This window comes from Flavobacterium piscisymbiosum (genome assembly GCF_020905295.1).
Classification (GTDB): Bacteria; Bacteroidota; Bacteroidia; order Flavobacteriales; family Flavobacteriaceae; genus Flavobacterium; species Flavobacterium piscisymbiosum.
Genome location: NZ_JAJJMM010000001.1, coordinates 1,177,787 through 1,195,838, shown reverse-complemented (window position 1 = coordinate 1,195,838; position 18,052 = coordinate 1,177,787). Strand labels below are relative to the sequence as shown.

General features: G+C 34.5%; 14 protein-coding genes. 7 read left to right on the top strand and 7 right to left on the bottom strand.

What is annotated here, in order from left to right; all coding sequences use genetic code 11:
* Nucleotides 1-98: 98 nt before the first annotated feature.
* Nucleotides 99-1,064 carry an HU domain-containing protein gene (locus LNP81_RS05415; RefSeq protein ID WP_230034013.1) on the bottom strand — a complete coding sequence of 322 codons (966 nt, stop codon included), beginning with the start codon at nucleotides 1,062-1,064 and terminating at the stop codon, nucleotides 99-101.
* Between the two features lie 237 nt (nucleotides 1,065-1,301).
* Here LNP81_RS05415 and dprA point away from each other — a divergent pair, with 237 nt between their 5' ends.
* Nucleotides 1,302-2,402, top strand: coding sequence for a DNA-processing protein DprA (gene dprA / locus LNP81_RS05410; protein WP_230034011.1), 1,101 nt, complete (start codon nucleotides 1,302-1,304; stop codon nucleotides 2,400-2,402).
* 495 nt (nucleotides 2,403-2,897) lie between these two features.
* Here the strand turns inward: dprA and trpS are convergent, their stop codons facing one another.
* The gene (gene trpS / locus LNP81_RS05405; RefSeq protein ID WP_230034010.1) at nucleotides 2,898-3,872 is read right to left on the bottom strand and encodes a tryptophan--tRNA ligase; all 975 of its coding nucleotides are present in this window, start codon (nucleotides 3,870-3,872) and stop codon (nucleotides 2,898-2,900) included.
* A gap of 212 nt (nucleotides 3,873-4,084) precedes the next feature.
* Nucleotides 4,085-4,462, bottom strand: a complete 378-nt coding sequence (locus tag LNP81_RS05400) for a GxxExxY protein (RefSeq protein WP_230034009.1) — start codon at nucleotides 4,460-4,462, stop codon at nucleotides 4,085-4,087.
* 297 nt (nucleotides 4,463-4,759) lie between these two features.
* Between LNP81_RS05400 and LNP81_RS05395 the strand changes: the two genes are divergently transcribed.
* Nucleotides 4,760-5,515, top strand: a complete 756-nt coding sequence (locus LNP81_RS05395) for a lysophospholipid acyltransferase family protein (RefSeq protein ID WP_230034008.1) — start codon at nucleotides 4,760-4,762, stop codon at nucleotides 5,513-5,515.
* Between the two features lie 613 nt (nucleotides 5,516-6,128).
* On the opposite strand, the gene recA is transcribed toward LNP81_RS05395, so the two are convergent.
* The 4 genes from recA to LNP81_RS05375 form a co-directional block, all read right to left on the bottom strand.
* Nucleotides 6,129-7,136, bottom strand: coding sequence for a recombinase RecA (gene recA / locus LNP81_RS05390; protein WP_230040872.1), 1,008 nt, complete (start codon nucleotides 7,134-7,136; stop codon nucleotides 6,129-6,131).
* 169 nt (nucleotides 7,137-7,305) lie between these two features.
* Complete coding sequence (locus LNP81_RS05385) at nucleotides 7,306-7,815, bottom strand: acyl-CoA thioesterase (RefSeq protein WP_230034007.1); 510 nt, start codon at nucleotides 7,813-7,815, stop codon at nucleotides 7,306-7,308.
* 103 nt (nucleotides 7,816-7,918) lie between these two features.
* Nucleotides 7,919-8,305, bottom strand: a complete 387-nt coding sequence (locus tag LNP81_RS05380; protein ID WP_230034006.1) for a DoxX family protein — start codon at nucleotides 8,303-8,305, stop codon at nucleotides 7,919-7,921.
* 6 nt (nucleotides 8,306-8,311) lie between these two features.
* A complete protein-coding gene (locus tag LNP81_RS05375) occupies nucleotides 8,312-9,460 on the bottom strand; it encodes a DNA polymerase III subunit (protein WP_230034005.1) in 1,149 nt (382 codons plus the stop codon).
* A gap of 433 nt (nucleotides 9,461-9,893) precedes the next feature.
* On the opposite strand from LNP81_RS05375, the gene LNP81_RS05370 reads away from it, so the two are divergent.
* The 5 genes from LNP81_RS05370 to LNP81_RS05350 all read left to right on the top strand — a co-directional run bounded on the left by LNP81_RS05370 (nucleotide 9,894) and on the right by LNP81_RS05350 (nucleotide 18,008).
* On the top strand, nucleotides 9,894-10,346 hold the full coding sequence (locus tag LNP81_RS05370; protein WP_068841791.1) for a hypothetical protein: 453 nt from the start codon (nucleotides 9,894-9,896) through the stop codon (nucleotides 10,344-10,346).
* Nucleotides 10,347-10,544: 198 nt separating this feature from the next.
* The gene (locus LNP81_RS05365) at nucleotides 10,545-11,837 is read left to right on the top strand and encodes a hypothetical protein (RefSeq protein ID WP_230034003.1); all 1,293 of its coding nucleotides are present in this window, start codon (nucleotides 10,545-10,547) and stop codon (nucleotides 11,835-11,837) included.
* A gap of 102 nt (nucleotides 11,838-11,939) precedes the next feature.
* Nucleotides 11,940-12,356, top strand: a complete 417-nt coding sequence (locus LNP81_RS05360; RefSeq protein WP_230034001.1) for a hypothetical protein — start codon at nucleotides 11,940-11,942, stop codon at nucleotides 12,354-12,356.
* On the top strand, nucleotides 12,353-13,807 hold the full coding sequence (sprC, locus tag LNP81_RS05355; RefSeq protein WP_230033999.1) for a gliding motility protein SprC: 1,455 nt from the start codon (nucleotides 12,353-12,355) through the stop codon (nucleotides 13,805-13,807). The genes LNP81_RS05360 and sprC overlap by 4 nt, the downstream gene beginning before the upstream one ends.
* 1 nt (nucleotide 13,808) lies before the next feature.
* The gene (locus LNP81_RS05350) at nucleotides 13,809-18,008 is read left to right on the top strand and encodes a PorP/SprF family type IX secretion system membrane protein (protein ID WP_230033997.1); all 4,200 of its coding nucleotides are present in this window, start codon (nucleotides 13,809-13,811) and stop codon (nucleotides 18,006-18,008) included.
* Nucleotides 18,009-18,052: the final 44 nt, after the last annotated feature.

Below are 18,052 nucleotides of genomic sequence, written 5' to 3'. Positions count from 1 at the left end.
AAATAGAATTGTCGCTTATGAAGCGAGGCCAGGTAAGGTTTTTTTTAAGATAAAATAAGACATAAAAAAATCCTATCGCGGCGGATAGGATTTTTTTTTTATAGTGTTTCGACAAGAATCCAGGCATCTGGATTTTCACCTTTTTGTATTTCTTTTTGTGCTTTTTCGGCTTCGGCCATTGTAGCGTAACTTCCGTATAAAACAGGGAATAAACCATGTTTGTTTTCGCCTAGCATTCGGGCCTTAAAACCGTCTTTTATCAATTGGTTGTAAGCTTTTTTTGCATTTTGCTCGCTTCTGTACGCACCTGCCATAATGTGATATGACATCATTTTTTCTGCAGCAACTTCTACTTTTGCAGAATCAACAGAAAGTGTTACAGCCGGCAATGGACTCTGAATAAAAAACGTAGCTTCTTGTATTTTGTTTTGTACCTTTTTCTGAACAGCGCTCTCTACAATAAGTGTTTTGTTTGCTATTTGATTTTGGTACAAAGGATATCCAATACTTCCTGTAATACCTAATCCCAAAACAAAAATGGCTGCATATTTTAAGAATGAATTAGAAGATCTTTCCTCATCATTTTCATATAAAGCAATAGGTTCTCTTTCTTCGATCTCCTTGATTTTTTTCTCGAAGTTTTCCTTTTTTACAAGTGGAGAAACAAACGGACTTAATCCGAAAGAAGTCGCCAAATAATTGGTTTGATCGTTTGGTGTAAAAATTATATTTTTCTCTGCATTTAAACGAATTTCACCTATGTTTTTCAGGCTAATAACCCCATTTTCTTCTAATGTTTTTTTCCAGTTTACCACTTCAAAAGCAATAGCACTTACAGCAAACCCATAAGATGTTTTTTCTGAGTTAGCGATATGATTTGCTAATAGTCCGTCATTATTTTTTAGATGGCTATTGAAAGAGATCATTTTTTTGGGTGGAAAAAATGAATTTGTGCTTTCATTCAGCTGAGCCGATTGAATTTCGGTTAAAAAAGCTCCAAACCCTGGAACCGTTACACACTGATAACGATACAATAACTGTCCTATGTAAGTTTCGATTTTCATAGTAGCAAAGTTATGCAACGAATATAGTTATCAAAATTTTATTCACAATTTTTATTAACAATTCTGATATTTTTATATACAATTAATTTTCAGTATTTTAATGTTGATGTTATTAGTTTTTTAAAATTGAACATGATGTAAAATGTTATTTTTATTAAGAAATTACTTTATTTTAATCATATTTGCAGTATTAATTTATTGGAATTTTAGATTCTATTTTACATAATATTTTAGCAGATGTCAGATCAGGAATTATTTTATTTATTAGCCTTATTAAAAGTGGATGGAGTTGGAGATATTATGGCTAAAAAACTCTTAACACATTGCGGAAATGCGGAATCAGTTTTTAAATCTAAATTAAATCAAATTGCTGGTATTGATGGAGTTGGATCTGTTTTATTGAATAATTTAAAAGATAAATCTGTTTTCGAAAAAGCAAATAAAGAACTTGAATTTATTAATACAAACAATATCAATGTCTCATTTTTTCAGGATGAAAATTATTCGGACCGTTTGAAACATTGTTTCGATTCTCCGGTTTTAATTTTTTCTGCAGGAAATATTAATTTAAAGAACAAGAAAATAATAAGTATTGTGGGAACACGGCAGATAACTTCGTACGGAACCGAATTTTGCAAGAAGTTAATCGAAGACTTGGCGCCGCTTGATCCTGTAATAGTAAGTGGCTTTGCGTATGGCGTTGATATTGTGGCGCACCAATTGGCAATGGATTATAACTTGCAAACTATTGGAGTTTTGGCACATGGTTTAAACCAGATTTATCCTAAAACGCACAAGAAATACGTTGCTGCAATGGAACAAAATGGCGGATTTATTACGGAGTTTTGGAGTACAGCAAATCCTGATAAGGAGAATTTTGTACGCAGAAATCGCATTGTTGCCGGTATGACCGAAGCGACAATTGTTATAGAATCTGCAGACAGGGGAGGTTCACTTATTACTGCAAATCTTGCCAATGATTATAATCGTGATGTTTTTGCCGTTCCCGGACGCGTTACAGACAAATACAGTCAGGGTTGCAACGATCTTATTAAAACTCAAAAAGCAAACGTTTTAACGAGCGCTGCTGATTTAGTTTATATTTTGAACTGGAATATTGAAAATAAAGGAAAAACGGTCCAGAAACAATTGTTTGTTGAACTCGAACCGGATGAACAAAAAGTTTATGATTTTTTACTTAAAAACGGTAAAGAATTACTGGATATGATTGCCTTACAATGTGATTTTCCTATCTATAAAATTTCTGGAGTTTTGCTGAATATGGAACTTAAAGGCGTAATTCGACCTTTGCCCGGGAAATTGTTTGAGGCGATTTGAGGTTACAAATAACCATATTTTTTATTTATGTGACTTGATAATATTGGCAAAAAAAAGTATTAAAGAAAGCACACAAAAAACCGCTGTAATTGTAAAATTTTGAAAAGTTATGGAGTAGAGTGTCAATAAAATAATTTCAAAGTGAGCTAGAAATATAATAATTGGTCATTCGTTTTAGGAGATAAATTATAAAATATCCAATAATGAAGAAGATTTGGGAGCATGTTATAAACCCAGTTAATAAAATTTCTTTCGAAAAGTTATAAGCCCAGCCAACAGTTTTGTTTATTGTGTAAAATTGTTCATCTGAAAACAAATAAGCTAATAAAAACCCCAATGCAAAGAGGAATATTAGCAAAAGAAACATATATTTTGTAAATAATTTTCTCAATATTCTACTTATTGATTTCGATAATTTTAATTGATACTAAGGTATGAAAAGGAGTTTTTAAAATAAAAAACCCGACAGTTTTAAATCTATCGGGTTCGAATATTTTATTTACTAAAACCAAGTACTTCGCGCACTTTTGCTAAAACTCCATCAGCAATAATTGAAGCTTTCGTAGCACCTTTTTTCAGTAAAGCATCAACTTCGTCAAGGTTGTTGATATAGTAATTGTATTTTTCTCTTTCGGTTTTAAATTTTTCTGTAATCAATTCAAACAAAGCTTGTTTGGCGTGACCGTAACCGTAATTTCCGCCTAAATAATTCGCTCTCATTTCGGCAATTTGAGCTTCAGTTGCTAGTAATGAATAAATTGCAAATGCATTACAAGTATCAGGATTTTTAGGATCTTCGAGCGGAGTACTATCTGTTTCTATGCTCATAACCTGCTTGCGCAATGTTTTATCGTCAAGGAAAATATTGATAATATTATTAGCAGATTTACTCATTTTTCCGCCGTTTGTTCCCGGAATCAATTTGCTGTCTTCCTGAATTTTAGCTTCCGGAATTACAAAAGTTTCGCCCATTTGGTGATTAAAACGGGAAGCAACGTCACGAGTGATTTCTAAGTGTTGCAGCTGGTCTTTTCCAACCGGTACAAATTCGGCATCATAAAGCAAAATATCAGCTGCCATCAACATTGGATAAGAGAACAAACCAGCGTTTACATCGTCTAAACGATCTGCTTTGTCTTTGAAAGAATGCGCTAAAGTCAGTCTTTGAAATGGGAAAAAGCAACTTAGATACCAGGTTAATTCAGTGGTTTGGGTTACATCAGATTGTCTGTAAAATGTAACACGATCAATATCTAATCCAAAAGCAAGCCATGCCGCAGCTACACTAAAAGTGTTTTCTCGCAAAGTTTTGCCATCTTTGATTTGTGTAATCGAATGTAAATCAGCGATAAACAAAAAAGATTCGTTTGCAGGATCGTTTGATAATTCGATTGCTGGAATAATTGCTCCCAATAAATTGCCTAAGTGTGGCGTTCCAGTACTCTGAACACCAGTAAGTATTTTTGCCATTCTAGTTTTTTCTTATTACTAAACGCAAAGTTCGTTTTTTTACTGCAAAGTGTGCAATTTTTTTAGCTGTAAATATTTTAACTACATAATACAGAAAGTCTTTTGCTGTTTTTTGGTAGAGCATTTAATTTTTACCGCAGAGAACGCAAAGTTTTTTCGCAAAGTTCACTAAGTTTTTCTAGTAAGTTTTTTAAAGTTCCCGGAGCTTTATTTTATAGATTATTGACCACTCTTCTAATTCCGTTTTTTAGTAGAGTTTCGTTAAAGTTTATAAGTAAACCTAGTTTATAATTTCCAAGTTTTAAGTAGGTTAGAGTTTGTGCTAAGTGATTTACGGTGAGTAATTCTACGCTTTTAATTTCGATTATCAATTTATTTTCAACAAGTAGATCAATACGATAACCGCAGTCTAGTTTTACTTCTTCAAAAATTAATGGCATTGCTTTTTCTTTTTCTACAAGAAGTCCACGTTGTTTAATCTTATAATGAAGGCATTCCTGATAAGCATTTTCTAGTAAACCTGGCCCAAGTTTTTTATGAATTTCTATTGCAAGTCCAATTATTATGCTCGATATTTCATTTTCTGTCATAATTAAAAAACGATAAATTTAATAATTATTTTCTTCTTTTTAATACAAACTTTGGCCGAAAATAGCACAAAATTTTTTCACCAATTATATAAATTTTTTAGACTTTTGAGTTTTAATTTTTTATAAAAATGGATACTTAAAGACAAAGCTTTGAGAACTTAAAAAACTTCAATAAATCTTACTTTGAGAACTTTGCGAAATAACTTTGTACCCTTTGCGGTAAAAAAACATTAGGAAATTATCAACGCCAGAAATTCTTTTTGCAAAATTCATTTCTGTTTTATTACATTTGAAACTATGAAAGGAATTAAAATTGTTTTTTGGGTTTTGTGGCGCATTTGGTTTTATATTTTAATGGCCATTCCGATATTGATTATGCTGCCGTTTTTGCTTATTTCTATTATATCTGAAAGCGGATATCCCTATTTCTTTAGAATGGCCCGCATTTGGGCTAAATTTATCCTTTTTGGGATGGGTTTTTATTATAAAGTAGAACGCGAACAGAAACTTATTAAAAATACCAGCTATATGATCGTAGCAAATCATACTTCAATGACAGATATTATGCTTACGCTGGCTGTGATTCGAAATCCTTTTGTATTTGTTGGAAAAAAAGAACTTTCGAAGATTCCGTTGTTTGGTTTTTTCTATAAAAGAACTTGTATTTTGGTCGATAGAAATTCATCGAAAAGTAAAAATGAAGTTTTCAAAAGAGCTCAGGACAGATTAAGCCAAGGTCTAAGTATTTGTATTTTCCCCGAAGGCGGAGTTCCGGATGATGAATCTATTTTGCTGGATGAGTTTAAAGATGGCGCTTTTCGTTTGGCAATAGAACATCAAATTCCGATTGTTCCTATTGTTTTTGCTGATAATAAAGAACGATTCTCTTATACTTTTTTAAGCGGAAGCCCTGGCAAAATGCGAGTGAAAATTTTACCTTTCGTAGAAACAAAAGGATTGACAAGCGAAAACCGAAAAACGCTTCGTGATGAAGTGAGACAGATGATTTACAAAGGTTTACTTCAGTTTAAGAAAGAAAAGAGTAAAGAGTAAAGAGTAAAGAATAAAGAATAAAGAATAAAGAGTAAAGAGAAAAGAGAAAAGAGAAAAGATTTAAATAAAAACCCGACAACCAAAAGTTGCCGGGTTTTCTTTTGAATTAAAATCCCCATTTTATATCAAAAAGACTATCGATGAATTATTTTTTCAGAAATAAAACGCAATACTTTTTTAAATTTCAATTTGGTTTTTCTACGGTTTTTACTGTACAACACTTCTATTTTCTCTTTCATGGTTAAAAATATTAAGGATTGATAATAAAGAGTTTGCTTTAAACTCAAGTTAACGTCACAATTACATAGAGATTAAAGAATGAAAAAGGTTGCGTGAGAAATAAAAGAATCTGAAATAAATTTTTAATAAAAAACCCGCTAGTATTTAAAACTAACGGATTTTTATCGAGCAAACAACCAAATTTATTCTGAAAAAAGTTCGAATTGGGTATTATGGCCTAATACCAATTAAAAGCTTATATCTTGTTATTAGATGAAGGTATCTTAAAATGGTTGCGTGGTTTTTACTTTTTTTTTTGAAATAAAAAAAACCGACAGGTTTTAAAAGCCTGTCGGTTGATGCAAAGTATTAAATACTAAGTATTTTAAAGAAATTAAGCGCTTGCTAATTCTTTGATATGTGCTTTGATTTTAGCTTCTAATTCATCTGCTAATTCAGGATTATCTTTTATTAAGGCTTTTACAGCATCACGACCTTGTCCTAATTTTGTATCTCCGTAGCTAAACCAAGATCCTGCTTTTTTAACGATTTCAAATTCAACCGCTAAATCAAGAATTTCTCCGGTTTTAGAAACTCCTTCTCCGTACATAATGTCGAATTCGGCAGTTTTAAAAGGCGGAGCCACTTTGTTTTTCACGATTTTAACTTTGGTTCTGTTACCAATAACATTCTCACCATCTTTTATTTGAGAAGAACGACGAATATCGATACGTACTGAAGCGTAGAATTTCAATGCGTTACCACCCGTTGTAGTTTCAGGATTACCAAACATAACTCCAATTTTCTCTCTCAACTGGTTGATGAAGAAAACAGTACAATTTGTTTTGCTAATTGTTCCTGTTAATTTTCTCAAAGCCTGAGACATCAAACGTGCATGAAGACCCATTTTAGAATCTCCCATTTCACCTTCGATTTCACTTTTTGGAGTCAATGCAGCAACAGAGTCAATTACCACAATATCAATTGCTCCTGAACGAATTAAGTTTTCAGCAATTTCTAATGCTTGCTCCCCGTTATCTGGTTGAGAAATGATTAAGTTTTCGATATCAACGCCTAATTTTTCAGCATAGTTTCTATCAAAAGCATGTTCAGCATCTATAAAAGCAGCAATTCCGCCCGCTTTTTGAGCTTCAGCAATTGCGTGTAATGTTAAAGTAGTTTTTCCAGAAGATTCCGGACCGTAAATTTCTATAATTCTTCCTCTAGGATAACCGTTTACTCCAAGAGCTAAATCAACACCAAGAGAACCTGAAGAAATAGTTTCAACTTCTATAATGGCTTTATCGCCCATTTTCATTACGGTTCCTTTTCCGTACGTTTTATCTAGTTTGTCAAGCGTAAGTTGTAGCGCTTTTAATTTGGCTTCTTTCTCTGAACTCATCTCTTTTTTTTCTTTTTCTTTCATGTAAATTTTTATAATTCATTCTCAAAAACAAACCAGAAATGATAACTTACTGATTTAGATTTGTATCAGGCTTGTATTTTGTAAAATTAGTTCTTTTTTTTGAAGTTTGATTCTCTCAAATTGTTCCAAATTGTCACAATTTTCACTATAAAAATAAAGCCTTTAATTCTGTTGCTTCAGAAGGTTTTATTTTTCCTGCCAATAGTAAACTCAATTGTTTACGACGTAAAGCAGCATCAAAACGTTGTATTTCAAGTTCGGTTTCAGGTGCAATTGGCGGAACTTCAACTGGTCTTCCGCTATCATCAACAGCTACAAAAGTATAAATGGCTTCGTTGGCTTTGGTTCTGCTTCCTGATTCACGGTCTTCTACCCAAACATCGATAAAAACTTCCATAGAACTTTTAAAAGATCTGGAAACCTTTGCTTCTATTGTAACTACGGCTCCAAGCGGAATAGCTCTGTTGAAAGCAACGTGATTTACAGATGCTGTCACTACAATTCGGCGTGAATGTCTGCGGGCGGCAATACTTGCTGCGCGATCCATACGTGCCAATAATTCACCTCCAAAAAGGTTATTTAAAGGATTTGTTTCGCTCGGTAAAACTAAATCGGTTAATACAGTTAGAGATTCTGAAGGGTGTTTTGGATTCATTTTTTTAATGTAAAATTTATTTTTTGCCACAGATTAAAAAGATTAAAAAATCTGTGTGAATCTGCGAAATCTGTGGCTTTTTTTTTAGATAATTTGGGTCAGTTTAATTCAACCAGTAAACAGCCATTACTGCCGGAATAAAATAGATTACAATGGTTCTCGCACCGTCGTAATCTTTGGCTAATCTTTGCCCAAAAAGCATCATTAACAAACAAATACAAGAAAATATGGCTCCGTAAAAACCAAATTCGCGGCCACTGTTTGTTAGTAATTGTATGGCGCCAACTACGCATAAAATTCCGGAAATTAATTCAAGAATTAAAAGATGCAAAAGTGCAAGTGGTACTTGGTTTTTTAATGGTGTTTTGGCAAAATGCCCTTTAAGCCAATCGACATTATCTTTCCAATAAAATATTTTTTCGTATCCTGATTGTAAGAAGGTTAAGGCTAAAAAGGCTAATAGTAAAATGGAGGCAACATTGTTATACATTTGAAACTATTTTTTATGAATTAAACGAGTCAGTTTTATAGATAAATCAGTTAAAATTATTTTTGCATTTCCGTTTCTTTCAATATGATACATGGCATCTGAAAGTTCTTTGAAAATTTCATGAATGTTATTTCCGTTTACGAAAGGAGCAAAATTTTCTAATTTAAATTTTTCAACTTTTGGTTCAATATAAACTAAAGTTGGAGCTTCATAATTAAGCAATAATGCCTGACGAAACATTTCGATACAAAACTGAATGAATTTTTTTTGGCTTTCACGTCCAAGAGCTGCAATTTCTTCGCTCCAGGATATTAAATCCTGAATCGCAGCTGCATTTCCTTTGGCTCTAAAAGCGGCACGAACCCAATTGACGAACCATTGCTCAAAAGGATATTCTGAGTCATCTTCTTTTAAAAGATGCAAGGCTTTGCTAAAATTTCCTTGTGCCTGATGTGCAATTTTGAAAGCTGTTTTTTCGTCGATATTTTCTTTTGAAATTAAAGCCTCGGCAATAACTTTCTCGGGTAATCCGTTAAAGTGAATTACCTGACAACGGGAACGTATGGTTTGAATAATATCTTCTTCGTTTTCAGAAATCAGAATAAAAATTGTTTTATCCGAAGGCTCTTCTAATAATTTTAAAAGTTTATTTGATGCGGCGATGTTCATTTTATCGGCCATCCAGATAATCATGATTTTATAACCTCCTTCGTAAGATTTTAACGAAAGTGATTTTAAAACTTCTGTAGCATCTTCAACACGAATTTCTCCTTGTTTGTTTTGAACGCCCAGAATTTTATACCAGTCAAATAAACCTCCATAAGGCATTTCCTGAATAAAAGTGCGCCAATCCTGAATAAAGTCTAAACTTTTTGGTTTGGTTTTGACGTCTTCGGTGGTAACTGTTGGGTAAATAAAATGCAAATCGGGATGCGAAATGTTTTGAAACTTCAAATTGCAGGAATCATTTCCGTTTGAGTTTTCGTTTCCTGTATTACTGCATAAAATATATTGCGCGTAAGCGATGGCCGTTGATAGTGTGCCACTTCCTTCTGGCCCAATGAATAATTGTGCATGCGGAATTCGTCCGGAAGATGCACTTTTTATCAAGTGACTTTTGATGTAATCTTGACCTAAAATTTGAGAAAATTGCATGAAGCAAAGATAGAAGAAAATGATATAGTCAAAAATTTTCGATCAAAACTTTCTTAGTTGCCTTTTATTTATGTTAGAATAAAACTATTTCGCTTAATTTTTTGATGTTTGTTAACCAACTTTTGTTAATAACGAAGGTAAATCGAGTAGATATCAGCACTTTTTTGTTAATAGTTTTTTCGAAAAAACGGCAATCGTAAGGTTTTTTTGGTTATTATTTTAGTTGATTTTAATTTTTTTATATGTAATATCTTACGGTTTTAGTTTTAACAATTTTAACAAAAAGCCCGTTAAAACGCACATTTTCTCGACATAAGGCTGATTTTTAAGGTTTTTTTAAGGTTTTTTTTTGAAAAAAGAAATCAATAAAGTTGCAATTTAAGTTAATTTACATATTTTTGTTTTCATCAACAACCAATTATAATAAGAATCTATGAAAGGGAAAATTATTTTATTTAGTGCACTTTTTTTAATGACAACCGGGGCTATTTCTGCTCAGGCAAAAAATGCTCCAAGAAGTATAATTAGTACAACAGCTCTTATTCGCAAATACCATGATCAAAAAGAATTGAGCGGTATGCAAAAAGGAGAACTTTTGGAATTGTACATTGAGCGTATTAAAGTTTTAGTAAAAACTCTCCCTTACATTGCTTTGGTTACTAAACCAGGTGTTACAATGGCGGATCTTGGTATTCCGGACGATAACGAACACAAAAAAGTATTAGATGCTCAGGCTGTTGGTACAACTACGTTTTTAGATACAACAGTAGAGTTTCAAAGAAAAATGATGCCGTATTCAGACAAAGGAAACCTGATTGCTGCAATTTTATTTTACGAAAGCACATTGAAATCTTTACATGAGTTCAACGAATTGAATGAAATGTAATATTATATAATATTTTTTAAAACCTTTTTTGAAGTGTTTGCGTAGATGAGTTAAATTTTTACGCCATTTTGAAAAAAGAAATAAAAAAACAACTCGTTCTCGATGTGTTCTGACTACTATCAGAAAACTCGGGATGAGTTTTTATCATTTACGCATACGCATACCCAAATTTATTATTAACCGTAATACCCCCTTATCATGAAAAAAATTACTCAAATGATCTGCGTTCTTTTGACAGTTACTAGTATGAGTGCTCAACAAGAAAAAGGAATTATGGGCTACAACAATTGGTTGAACAACTGGACCGAATTTAAGCCTCACAAAGTAGAATATGGAGAAGCAAATCAAATTTTAGCAGGAAACATTTCTGTTAATACAAAATTGCTGAAGAGGAATATTTATGTTTTGCAAGGCAATGTTTATGTAACTAATAATGCTGTTTTAACGATAGAACCAGGAACTTTGATTATTGGTGATTTCGAAACAAAAGGAACATTGGTAGTTACAAAAGGTGCACAACTTGTTGCAGATGGTTTAGAAACAGATCCAATTGTATTTACTTCAAACCGCAGCCAGAAAAAAGCTGGTGACTGGGGTGGAGTTGTTGTTCTTGGAGATGCTCCAATTAATAAATTCGGAAACGTAGGTTCTTACAACTTAGATCTTGATCCAACTCTTACTACTTATGGAGGAGATAATGCAGCTTCAAACTCTGGAATTTTAAGATTTGTGAGAATCGAATTTGCTGGTAAAAAAGTAAAAGGAGTTGATACTTTCAACGGTTTAACTTTAGCTGGTGTTGGTAGCAAAACAGTTCTTGAAAACATTATGGTAAGCTACGCCGGAGGAGATTCATTTGGTATTCTGGGCGGAGATATAAATGCTACAAAATTTGTTTCTTATAAATCAATCAACGACGATTTTAAATTTACTCAAGGTGTACAATGTCGTTTCTATAACTCATTGGCAATTAGATCTTCTTACTTCTCTAGTACAAAAGACGGATCTCGTTGCATGGAAGTAAAATCTTACGAAAAGAAAAGTGAAACAGATTTTACTAAAAAACAAACTTTAGTAGTTGCAACTAATATTACAATGCTTAACGACAGTGAAAACATTAAAGCTGATATTCAGGCAGGTTTAGTAAAAGAAGCTGTTTATGTAGCTGAAAATGCTTCTCTTGAAATGAAAAGAAGTGTGATCTCTGGATTTAATCCTGCAGTATTATTAGACAGCAAAACAGAAATCAACGATGCTAACCTTAAAAAAATCAAATTTGAGGAAATGTATTTCAACTTATGTAACGGAAACATCTTTACAGAATACAATTCTAACAACGAAGATTTAGAGAGCTGGTACGGAAACAGTGTGTTCTTTAATGTTTATTCTCAAAGTGATAACAAAGAAACTTTCATTGATATTTCTAATCCTAAAAAACCAGATTTCAGATTACAATTAGGAAAAATTACAGCTTCAAGCGGCAATAGATAATAGACTTAGATTTTTATTTCAAAGCGTAAATTTTATTAATAAAGTCCCCAGACACAATTTATGTATTCGTCTTAAACAGGACCAAATAAAGATCACAACATAATGGCTCAATCTAGAAAAAAATATTTTTTAAATATAATATTTTTGGTTTCACCTATTACGTTAAGTCTATATGCACAAAGTTCAGTAGAAAAACCTACAATTTCTATTGATACTCCATGTATGACTGCGTCAAATAACCAAAAAAACGATACGGCTGATTATACAAATATCAGCAAATTAGATAATTCTAATCAGTTTATAGCAGGGCTATCCATCCCCAAGGATAGCCTTCCTATTGCAGCTGATTTGAATGACCAGACTACTTCTTCTAAATGTGAAGATAATTCATCACTGGCAGCTTCTTATTCACTTCTTGCAAAAGATATTATAGAGAACTACCGATATGATTTTTCGGAAACATTTATCGATATCTTGTTTTTTGAGAATATAGATTTGGCAAGAAAACGCACTATATGATTCGAAAAATTACTTTATCTTTTTTTAACGTTTTTCTATTATTTGGTATAATTATTTTTACCGGATCAAGTTCTTATGCGCAGGTCAAATCGATAAACCCACAGGTTTTAGACTTTGACAGAATCTGTGCAGGACCTGGTGGTAACCAATATAGTGCAAAATTTACTTATGCTGGATTTCCTGCAGGGACAGTTTTTGTTGTTGAACTTTCAACCAACAATTTTGTATCTACAATTACTGCCAACACAATATCAGCTTTAGATCCTGCGGTAAACCAAAAAGAAATACTTTTTTCTGTTCCCACTGATCTTCCGGGATCCGATACATATAGCCTTAGAGTTTCTGCGGCTGGTTTTTCAAGCAGCAAGTTTGTTTCTTTTGGTTTAAAAACTTCTTTTCCAATTTATTACAGAGCACATGACAGGCAGTTTACCATAAATAATTTTAGTGGTAATGCGGCATTTTGTACAGGAGGTAGTTATGTCCTGACAATTGATCCTGATTCAACTAATCCTATAAACGATTCACCGTTAAAATATACTTTTTTAAACTATAACTGGTATAGAGATAATGGTGCAACTGCACTTCCAACTCTTGTTGCCGGTGCTTCAGGACCAAGTTATACCGTAACTACTCCGGGAATTTATTATGTAGAAACAAATTACGGAACCTGTACTTCTGAATCTTACTCAAATCGTGTAACTGTTACAGCAGCAGGTGGTGGTTCAGCAGTTACAATCAGTTCAAGTTTAGGAAATCCTTTTTGTCCAAGTGCTGACGGGACAGTATTAACAGCAACAAGTGGTAATAAATATACATGGAAAAAAGACGGGGCTGCATTTGGTGGTAATACCCGTACTATTAAAGCAACAGATTCTGGTATTTATACTGTAGAAGTTGACTTTGGTGGTTGTGTTGCAAGTGGATCAATAGATCTTAAAAGCAATAGTTTTAATGCCAGTATTGATGTTGCCGAGGAGTTTCAACTTGAAGAAGGTGAAACTTTAAACGTTAGTGTTACAACAGATGCTACAAGTCCTACTTACGAGTGGTACTTAAACAACAATATTATTTCGGGAGCTACATCAGGTAGTTATGTGGTAGCCGCTATTGGTATTTATAAAGTTAGAATTTCGCAGTCTTCAGGATGTGTGACTTCTAAAGAATTTATTTTTAAAGCCAAAGGAAAAGCAGGTCCTTCTTCAGTTATTCCAAACATAATTAGTCTGAGTGGTGCGAGCCCATATTGGAATATCCCGGATGAATATAAGAATGCAAATACCAAGGTTATGATTATAAGTTCGAATGGCGATATGGTTCTTGATGTTAGCAATTACCAGGGAGATTGGCCTCAGACTTCAATCGATTTTAAAAATGTAAATCCAGTTTATTACTATGTCATTAAAGGCGACGCAGGTGAGAAAAAAGGATCAATAACTGTGATAAGATAATATGAAGAAAATTTTACTATTCATCACTTTATTTTACGGTTTTTCAAATACACTCTATTCCCAGGACAAACCTGAGAATGGAGTTGTTTCGTTTTCATTACCTATCAGAAATTCTTTAAAGTTTAATAGATATTTAATCAACCCAACATTTAGTTTTGTTCGCGAAACAAATGCATACGCAAGCTTTTATAATAAAAGGCAATGGGTGCAATTTGAAGATGCACCAAATACTTATTTAGCCAATTATTCAGGACGTTTTAGAGAAAATGAAGCGTTTGCTTTTGGCTTATTCCAGCAAAATTATGGTTTAATGACCGTTTTTGGCGGAATAGGAAACTTTGCTCATAACATCGTTTTAGAACAAGACAGTAACTTAACTTTTGGTATGAACGTTGGCGTATACCAAAGTGGTTTAAACAAAGGAAAAATCATATCTGATGATCCAAATCTTTTAAATTTAGATTACCCTTCAAACACATTACTTACTGTTAATCCTGGTATCAACTACGGTACTGCATTTCTTGATTTTGGAGTTTCTGTAAACAATCTTATACTTTACAATTTCGGTTCAGGAATCGTAAAAGATGATCCGGAAAGAGCGATCGAATTGCATGCTATGTACACAGGTTATCTTGATAGTTATGGATTTTTTGACAGAAGTAAATTCTCAGGACTTGTAAAAACAGAAATCAAACAAGATAAAACAATAATTTCAGGACTTGCCATGATTGCCATTCCGCAAGGAATTTGGGCACAGGCTGGTTACAATACTTTATACGGAATATCAGCAGGTTTGGGTATTAATATTTCGCCAAGTATCGCTATCGAATACAATTACGAGAGAGGTATGGGGAATTTTACCAATTTGGGAGGTTCTCATGAATTTGCAATTGCTTATAAATTCAAAAATAAAAACTATTACTATGGTGATGATGAAGAAGGTTCTTTAATAGATCCTTCGAAACCAAAAGCAGTAATGGCTAAAAAAACTACTACTCCGGTAACAAGAGTAAGTGGTGCCGAAACAGCAAAACTTGCTGCCGAAGCTAAGGCTAAAGCCGATGCAGAAGCACTTAAAATAAGATTGGCTGCAGCCGAAAAAGTGAAGGCCGATGCCGAAGCTGCTGCAAAAGCAAAATTAGAAGCCGATAATAAAGCTAAAGCGGATGCTGAAGCATTAAAAATAAAATTAGCTGCAGATGCAAAAGCAAAAGCTGATGCAACTAGATCACAAACAGCAACGACAAACAGAGCAGTTGCTACACAACAAAAAACACAAGCACAATTGACTGCAGACAAAGCGAGAGCCGATGCTGAAGCACGCAGAATAAAATTAGCTGCAGATAATAAAGCTAGAGTAGATGCTGCTGCTGCTGCGAGAGCGCAAGCAATTGCAAATAAACCTGCTGCAACAACTGCTCAAAAGACTCAGGCACAATTAGCAGCTGATAAAGCTAAAGCTGATGCTGAAGCATTGAGAACTAAATTGGCTGCAGATAAAGCAAAAGCCGATGCCGCAGCCGCTGCAAAAGCAAAAACTACAGCTGCACCACAAAAAACACAAGCAGAATTAGCTGCTGATAAAGCGAAAGCTGATGCAGAAGCATTGAAAATTAAGCTGGCTGCCGACACCAAAGCTAAAGCCGATGCTGAAGCTGCTGCCAAAGCAAAATTAGAAGCAGATAACAAAGCGAAGGCTGATGCTGAAGCTTTAAAAATAAAATTAGCTGCCGATGCTAAAGCAAAAGCCGATGCTGCCGAAGCAAAACGTAAAGCTGATGCCAAAGCAAAAGCTGAAGCGGCAGATTTGCAATCTATTTTAGCTGCCGATGCGAAAGCAAAAGCCGATTCAGATGCTTATCAGGCAAGATTAGCTGCTGAAGCAAAAGCTGCTGCCGCCGCCGCTGTAAAAACAAAAGCGAGCATTGATGCTGCTAACAAAGCAAAACTAGCTGCCGATGCGAAAGCGAAAGCTGCTGAAGATGCTGCATTAAAAGAAAAATTAGCTGCCGATGCAAAAGCGAAAGCCGATGCAGAAGCAAGAGCTGCAAGAATAGCTGCGGATGCAAAAGCGAAGGCTGATGCTGAAGCTGCTGCCAGAGCAAAATTAGAAGCCGATGCAAAAGCGAAAGCCGATGCAGAAGCATTGAAGATAAAATTAGAAGCCGATGCCAAAGCCAAAGCTGATGCAGACGCATTACAAGCTAAACTAGTTGCTGATGCCAAAGCGAAAGCCGATGCAGAAGCATTACAAGCAAAACTAGTTGCAGATGCTAAAGCAAAAGCCGATGCAGAAGCATTACAAGCAAAACTTGCTGCGGATGCTAAAGCGAAAGCTGATGCAGAAGCACTACAAGCAAAACTAGCTGCTGACGCCAAAGCGAAAGCCGATGCAGAAGCACTTCAGGCAAAATTAGCTGCGGATGCCAAAGCGAAAGCAGATATGGAAGCATTACAAGCAAAATTAATTGCCGATGCCAGAGTGAAAGCTGATGCAGAAGCAACTGCTAAAGCGAAAGCGGATGCCGAAGCGAAGAAATTACAAGAAGCAGAAGAGGCGCGTTTGGCAAAATTAGCTGCTGATGCAAAAGCGAAAGCCGATGCCGAAGCATTACAAGCAAAACTTGCTGCCGACGCTAAAGCAAAAGCTGATGCCGAAGCACTACAAGCAAAACTAGCTGCCGATGCAAAAGCGAAAGCCGATGCAGAAGCACTTCAGGCAAAACTAGCTACCGATGCTAAAGCAAAAGCCGATGCAGAAGCATTACAAGCAAAACTTGCTGCCGACGCTAAAGCCAAAGCTGATGCAGAAGCATTACAAGCAAAACTTGCTGCCGATGCTAAAGCGAAAGCTGATGCAGAAGCATTACAAGCGAAACTAGCTGCCGATGCTAAAGCGAAAGCTGATGCAGAAGCACTACAAGCAAAACTAGCTGCCGATGCTAAAGCGAAAGCTGATGCAGAAGCATTACAAGCGAAACTAGCTGCCGATGCTAAAGCTAAAGCAGATGCTCAGGCATTGCAAGCAAAATTAGCTGCTGACGCCAAAGCGAAAGCCGATGCAGAAGCATTACAAGCAAAATTAGATGCGGATGCTAAAGCGAAAGCCGATATGCAAGCTGCACAAGCTAAGTTATTGGCAGACCAGAGAGCCAAAGCCGATGCAGAAGCTACAGAAAAATTACAGGCTGAAGAAGAAACAAGACAATTAAGATTAGCAGAAGAAGCACGTGAAGCAAAATTATTGGCTGATGCCAAAGCGAAAGCGGATGCAGAAGCACTTCAGGCTAAACTAGCCGCAGATGCACTTGCAAAAGCAGCTTCAGCTCCAAAAGATGATACAGCAAAAGCGATAGATGATTTAACACAATCTATTGAAAATTCAACTAAAAATCAAAAAGATTTATTGTCTCAGTTCAATACAACAGTGGCTAATAAACAAAGAGATTTGAATGACTTAAAAGAAGAGAATGATTTAAGTGAAAAAGGAATTTATAAAGAACCAAAACCTTTCAAAAGTGTTGCGGCCGAAAACAGTCAGTTAGAGGCTTTAAAAGCACAACTTGCTGATGCGAACAGAATCCAAAAAGATGAAATTGCTAAGCTGACTAATTTATACAACGAAAGGCTTAAAAAATTCCCGAATAAAAATGATGCTTTAAACAAAGCGTATCTGGATAAGATCAACCAATTGAAAGCAGCACAATTAAAAATGGAAGAAGACAGTGCAACTTTACTTTCGAATTTAGAACGTATTAAAGCTGAAACTGAAATTGAGAAAAAACGTAGAATCAAGCGTGCAGCTTACGAGAATGATCAGGGAAGATATGCGCAGGACGTTGCCGCTCTAAAACGTATAAAAGAAACAACTAAAATAAGCAGTACACCATTAACCGCAAGTGATTTTGATTTTGGTGAAGACCAGTCGAATATGCAGATTATCAAGAACATTAAAAATTCTGATAGTGGTTATTATTTAATTATTGCAGTTCACAATAGTGTAGAAAAACGTGATCAGTTCCTGGCAAAAGCAGTTGCTGCAGGACGTTCAGATGTTAATTTCTTTTACAATGTAACAACAAGTAAATATTATATCTATTACGAAAAATTCGAAGGTTTATCTGAAGCAACTAAGGCATTAGAAGCAAAAGGAACCAAGCCATATAACGGGAAAATGGCGATCGTAAAAGTGGAGAATTAATTGAAAATATATAATTAAAAAATTTAAGTCCTTCTGAATTTTCA

What these genes read in the sequence shown, in the direction of transcription:
- dprA (WP_230034011.1), top strand. Translation starts at nt 1,302, where the DNA reads ATGTCAGATCAGGAATTATTTTATTTATTAGCCTTATTAAAAGTGGAT.
- LNP81_RS05395 (WP_230034008.1), top strand. Translation starts at nt 4,760, where the DNA reads ATGAAAGGAATTAAAATTGTTTTTTGGGTTTTGTGGCGCATTTGGTTT.
- LNP81_RS05385 (WP_230034007.1), bottom strand. Translation starts at nt 7,815, where the DNA reads ATGAATCCAAAACACCCTTCAGAATCTCTAACTGTATTAACCGATTTA.
- LNP81_RS05415 (WP_230034013.1), bottom strand. Translation starts at nt 1,064, where the DNA reads ATGAAAATCGAAACTTACATAGGACAGTTATTGTATCGTTATCAGTGT.
- LNP81_RS05380 (WP_230034006.1), bottom strand. Translation starts at nt 8,305, where the DNA reads ATGTATAACAATGTTGCCTCCATTTTACTATTAGCCTTTTTAGCCTTA.
- LNP81_RS05365 (WP_230034003.1), top strand. Translation starts at nt 10,545, where the DNA reads ATGAAAAAAATTACTCAAATGATCTGCGTTCTTTTGACAGTTACTAGT.
- recA (WP_230040872.1), bottom strand. Translation starts at nt 7,136, where the DNA reads ATGAGTTCAGAGAAAGAAGCCAAATTAAAAGCGCTACAACTTACGCTT.
- LNP81_RS05370 (WP_068841791.1), top strand. Translation starts at nt 9,894, where the DNA reads ATGAAAGGGAAAATTATTTTATTTAGTGCACTTTTTTTAATGACAACC.
- trpS (WP_230034010.1), bottom strand. Translation starts at nt 3,872, where the DNA reads ATGGCAAAAATACTTACTGGTGTTCAGAGTACTGGAACGCCACACTTA.
- LNP81_RS05400 (WP_230034009.1), bottom strand. Translation starts at nt 4,462, where the DNA reads ATGACAGAAAATGAAATATCGAGCATAATAATTGGACTTGCAATAGAA.
- LNP81_RS05375 (WP_230034005.1), bottom strand. Translation starts at nt 9,460, where the DNA reads ATGCAATTTTCTCAAATTTTAGGTCAAGATTACATCAAAAGTCACTTG.
- LNP81_RS05350 (WP_230033997.1), top strand. Translation starts at nt 13,809, where the DNA reads ATGAAGAAAATTTTACTATTCATCACTTTATTTTACGGTTTTTCAAAT.
- LNP81_RS05360 (WP_230034001.1), top strand. Translation starts at nt 11,940, where the DNA reads ATGGCTCAATCTAGAAAAAAATATTTTTTAAATATAATATTTTTGGTT.
- sprC (WP_230033999.1), top strand. Translation starts at nt 12,353, where the DNA reads ATGATTCGAAAAATTACTTTATCTTTTTTTAACGTTTTTCTATTATTT.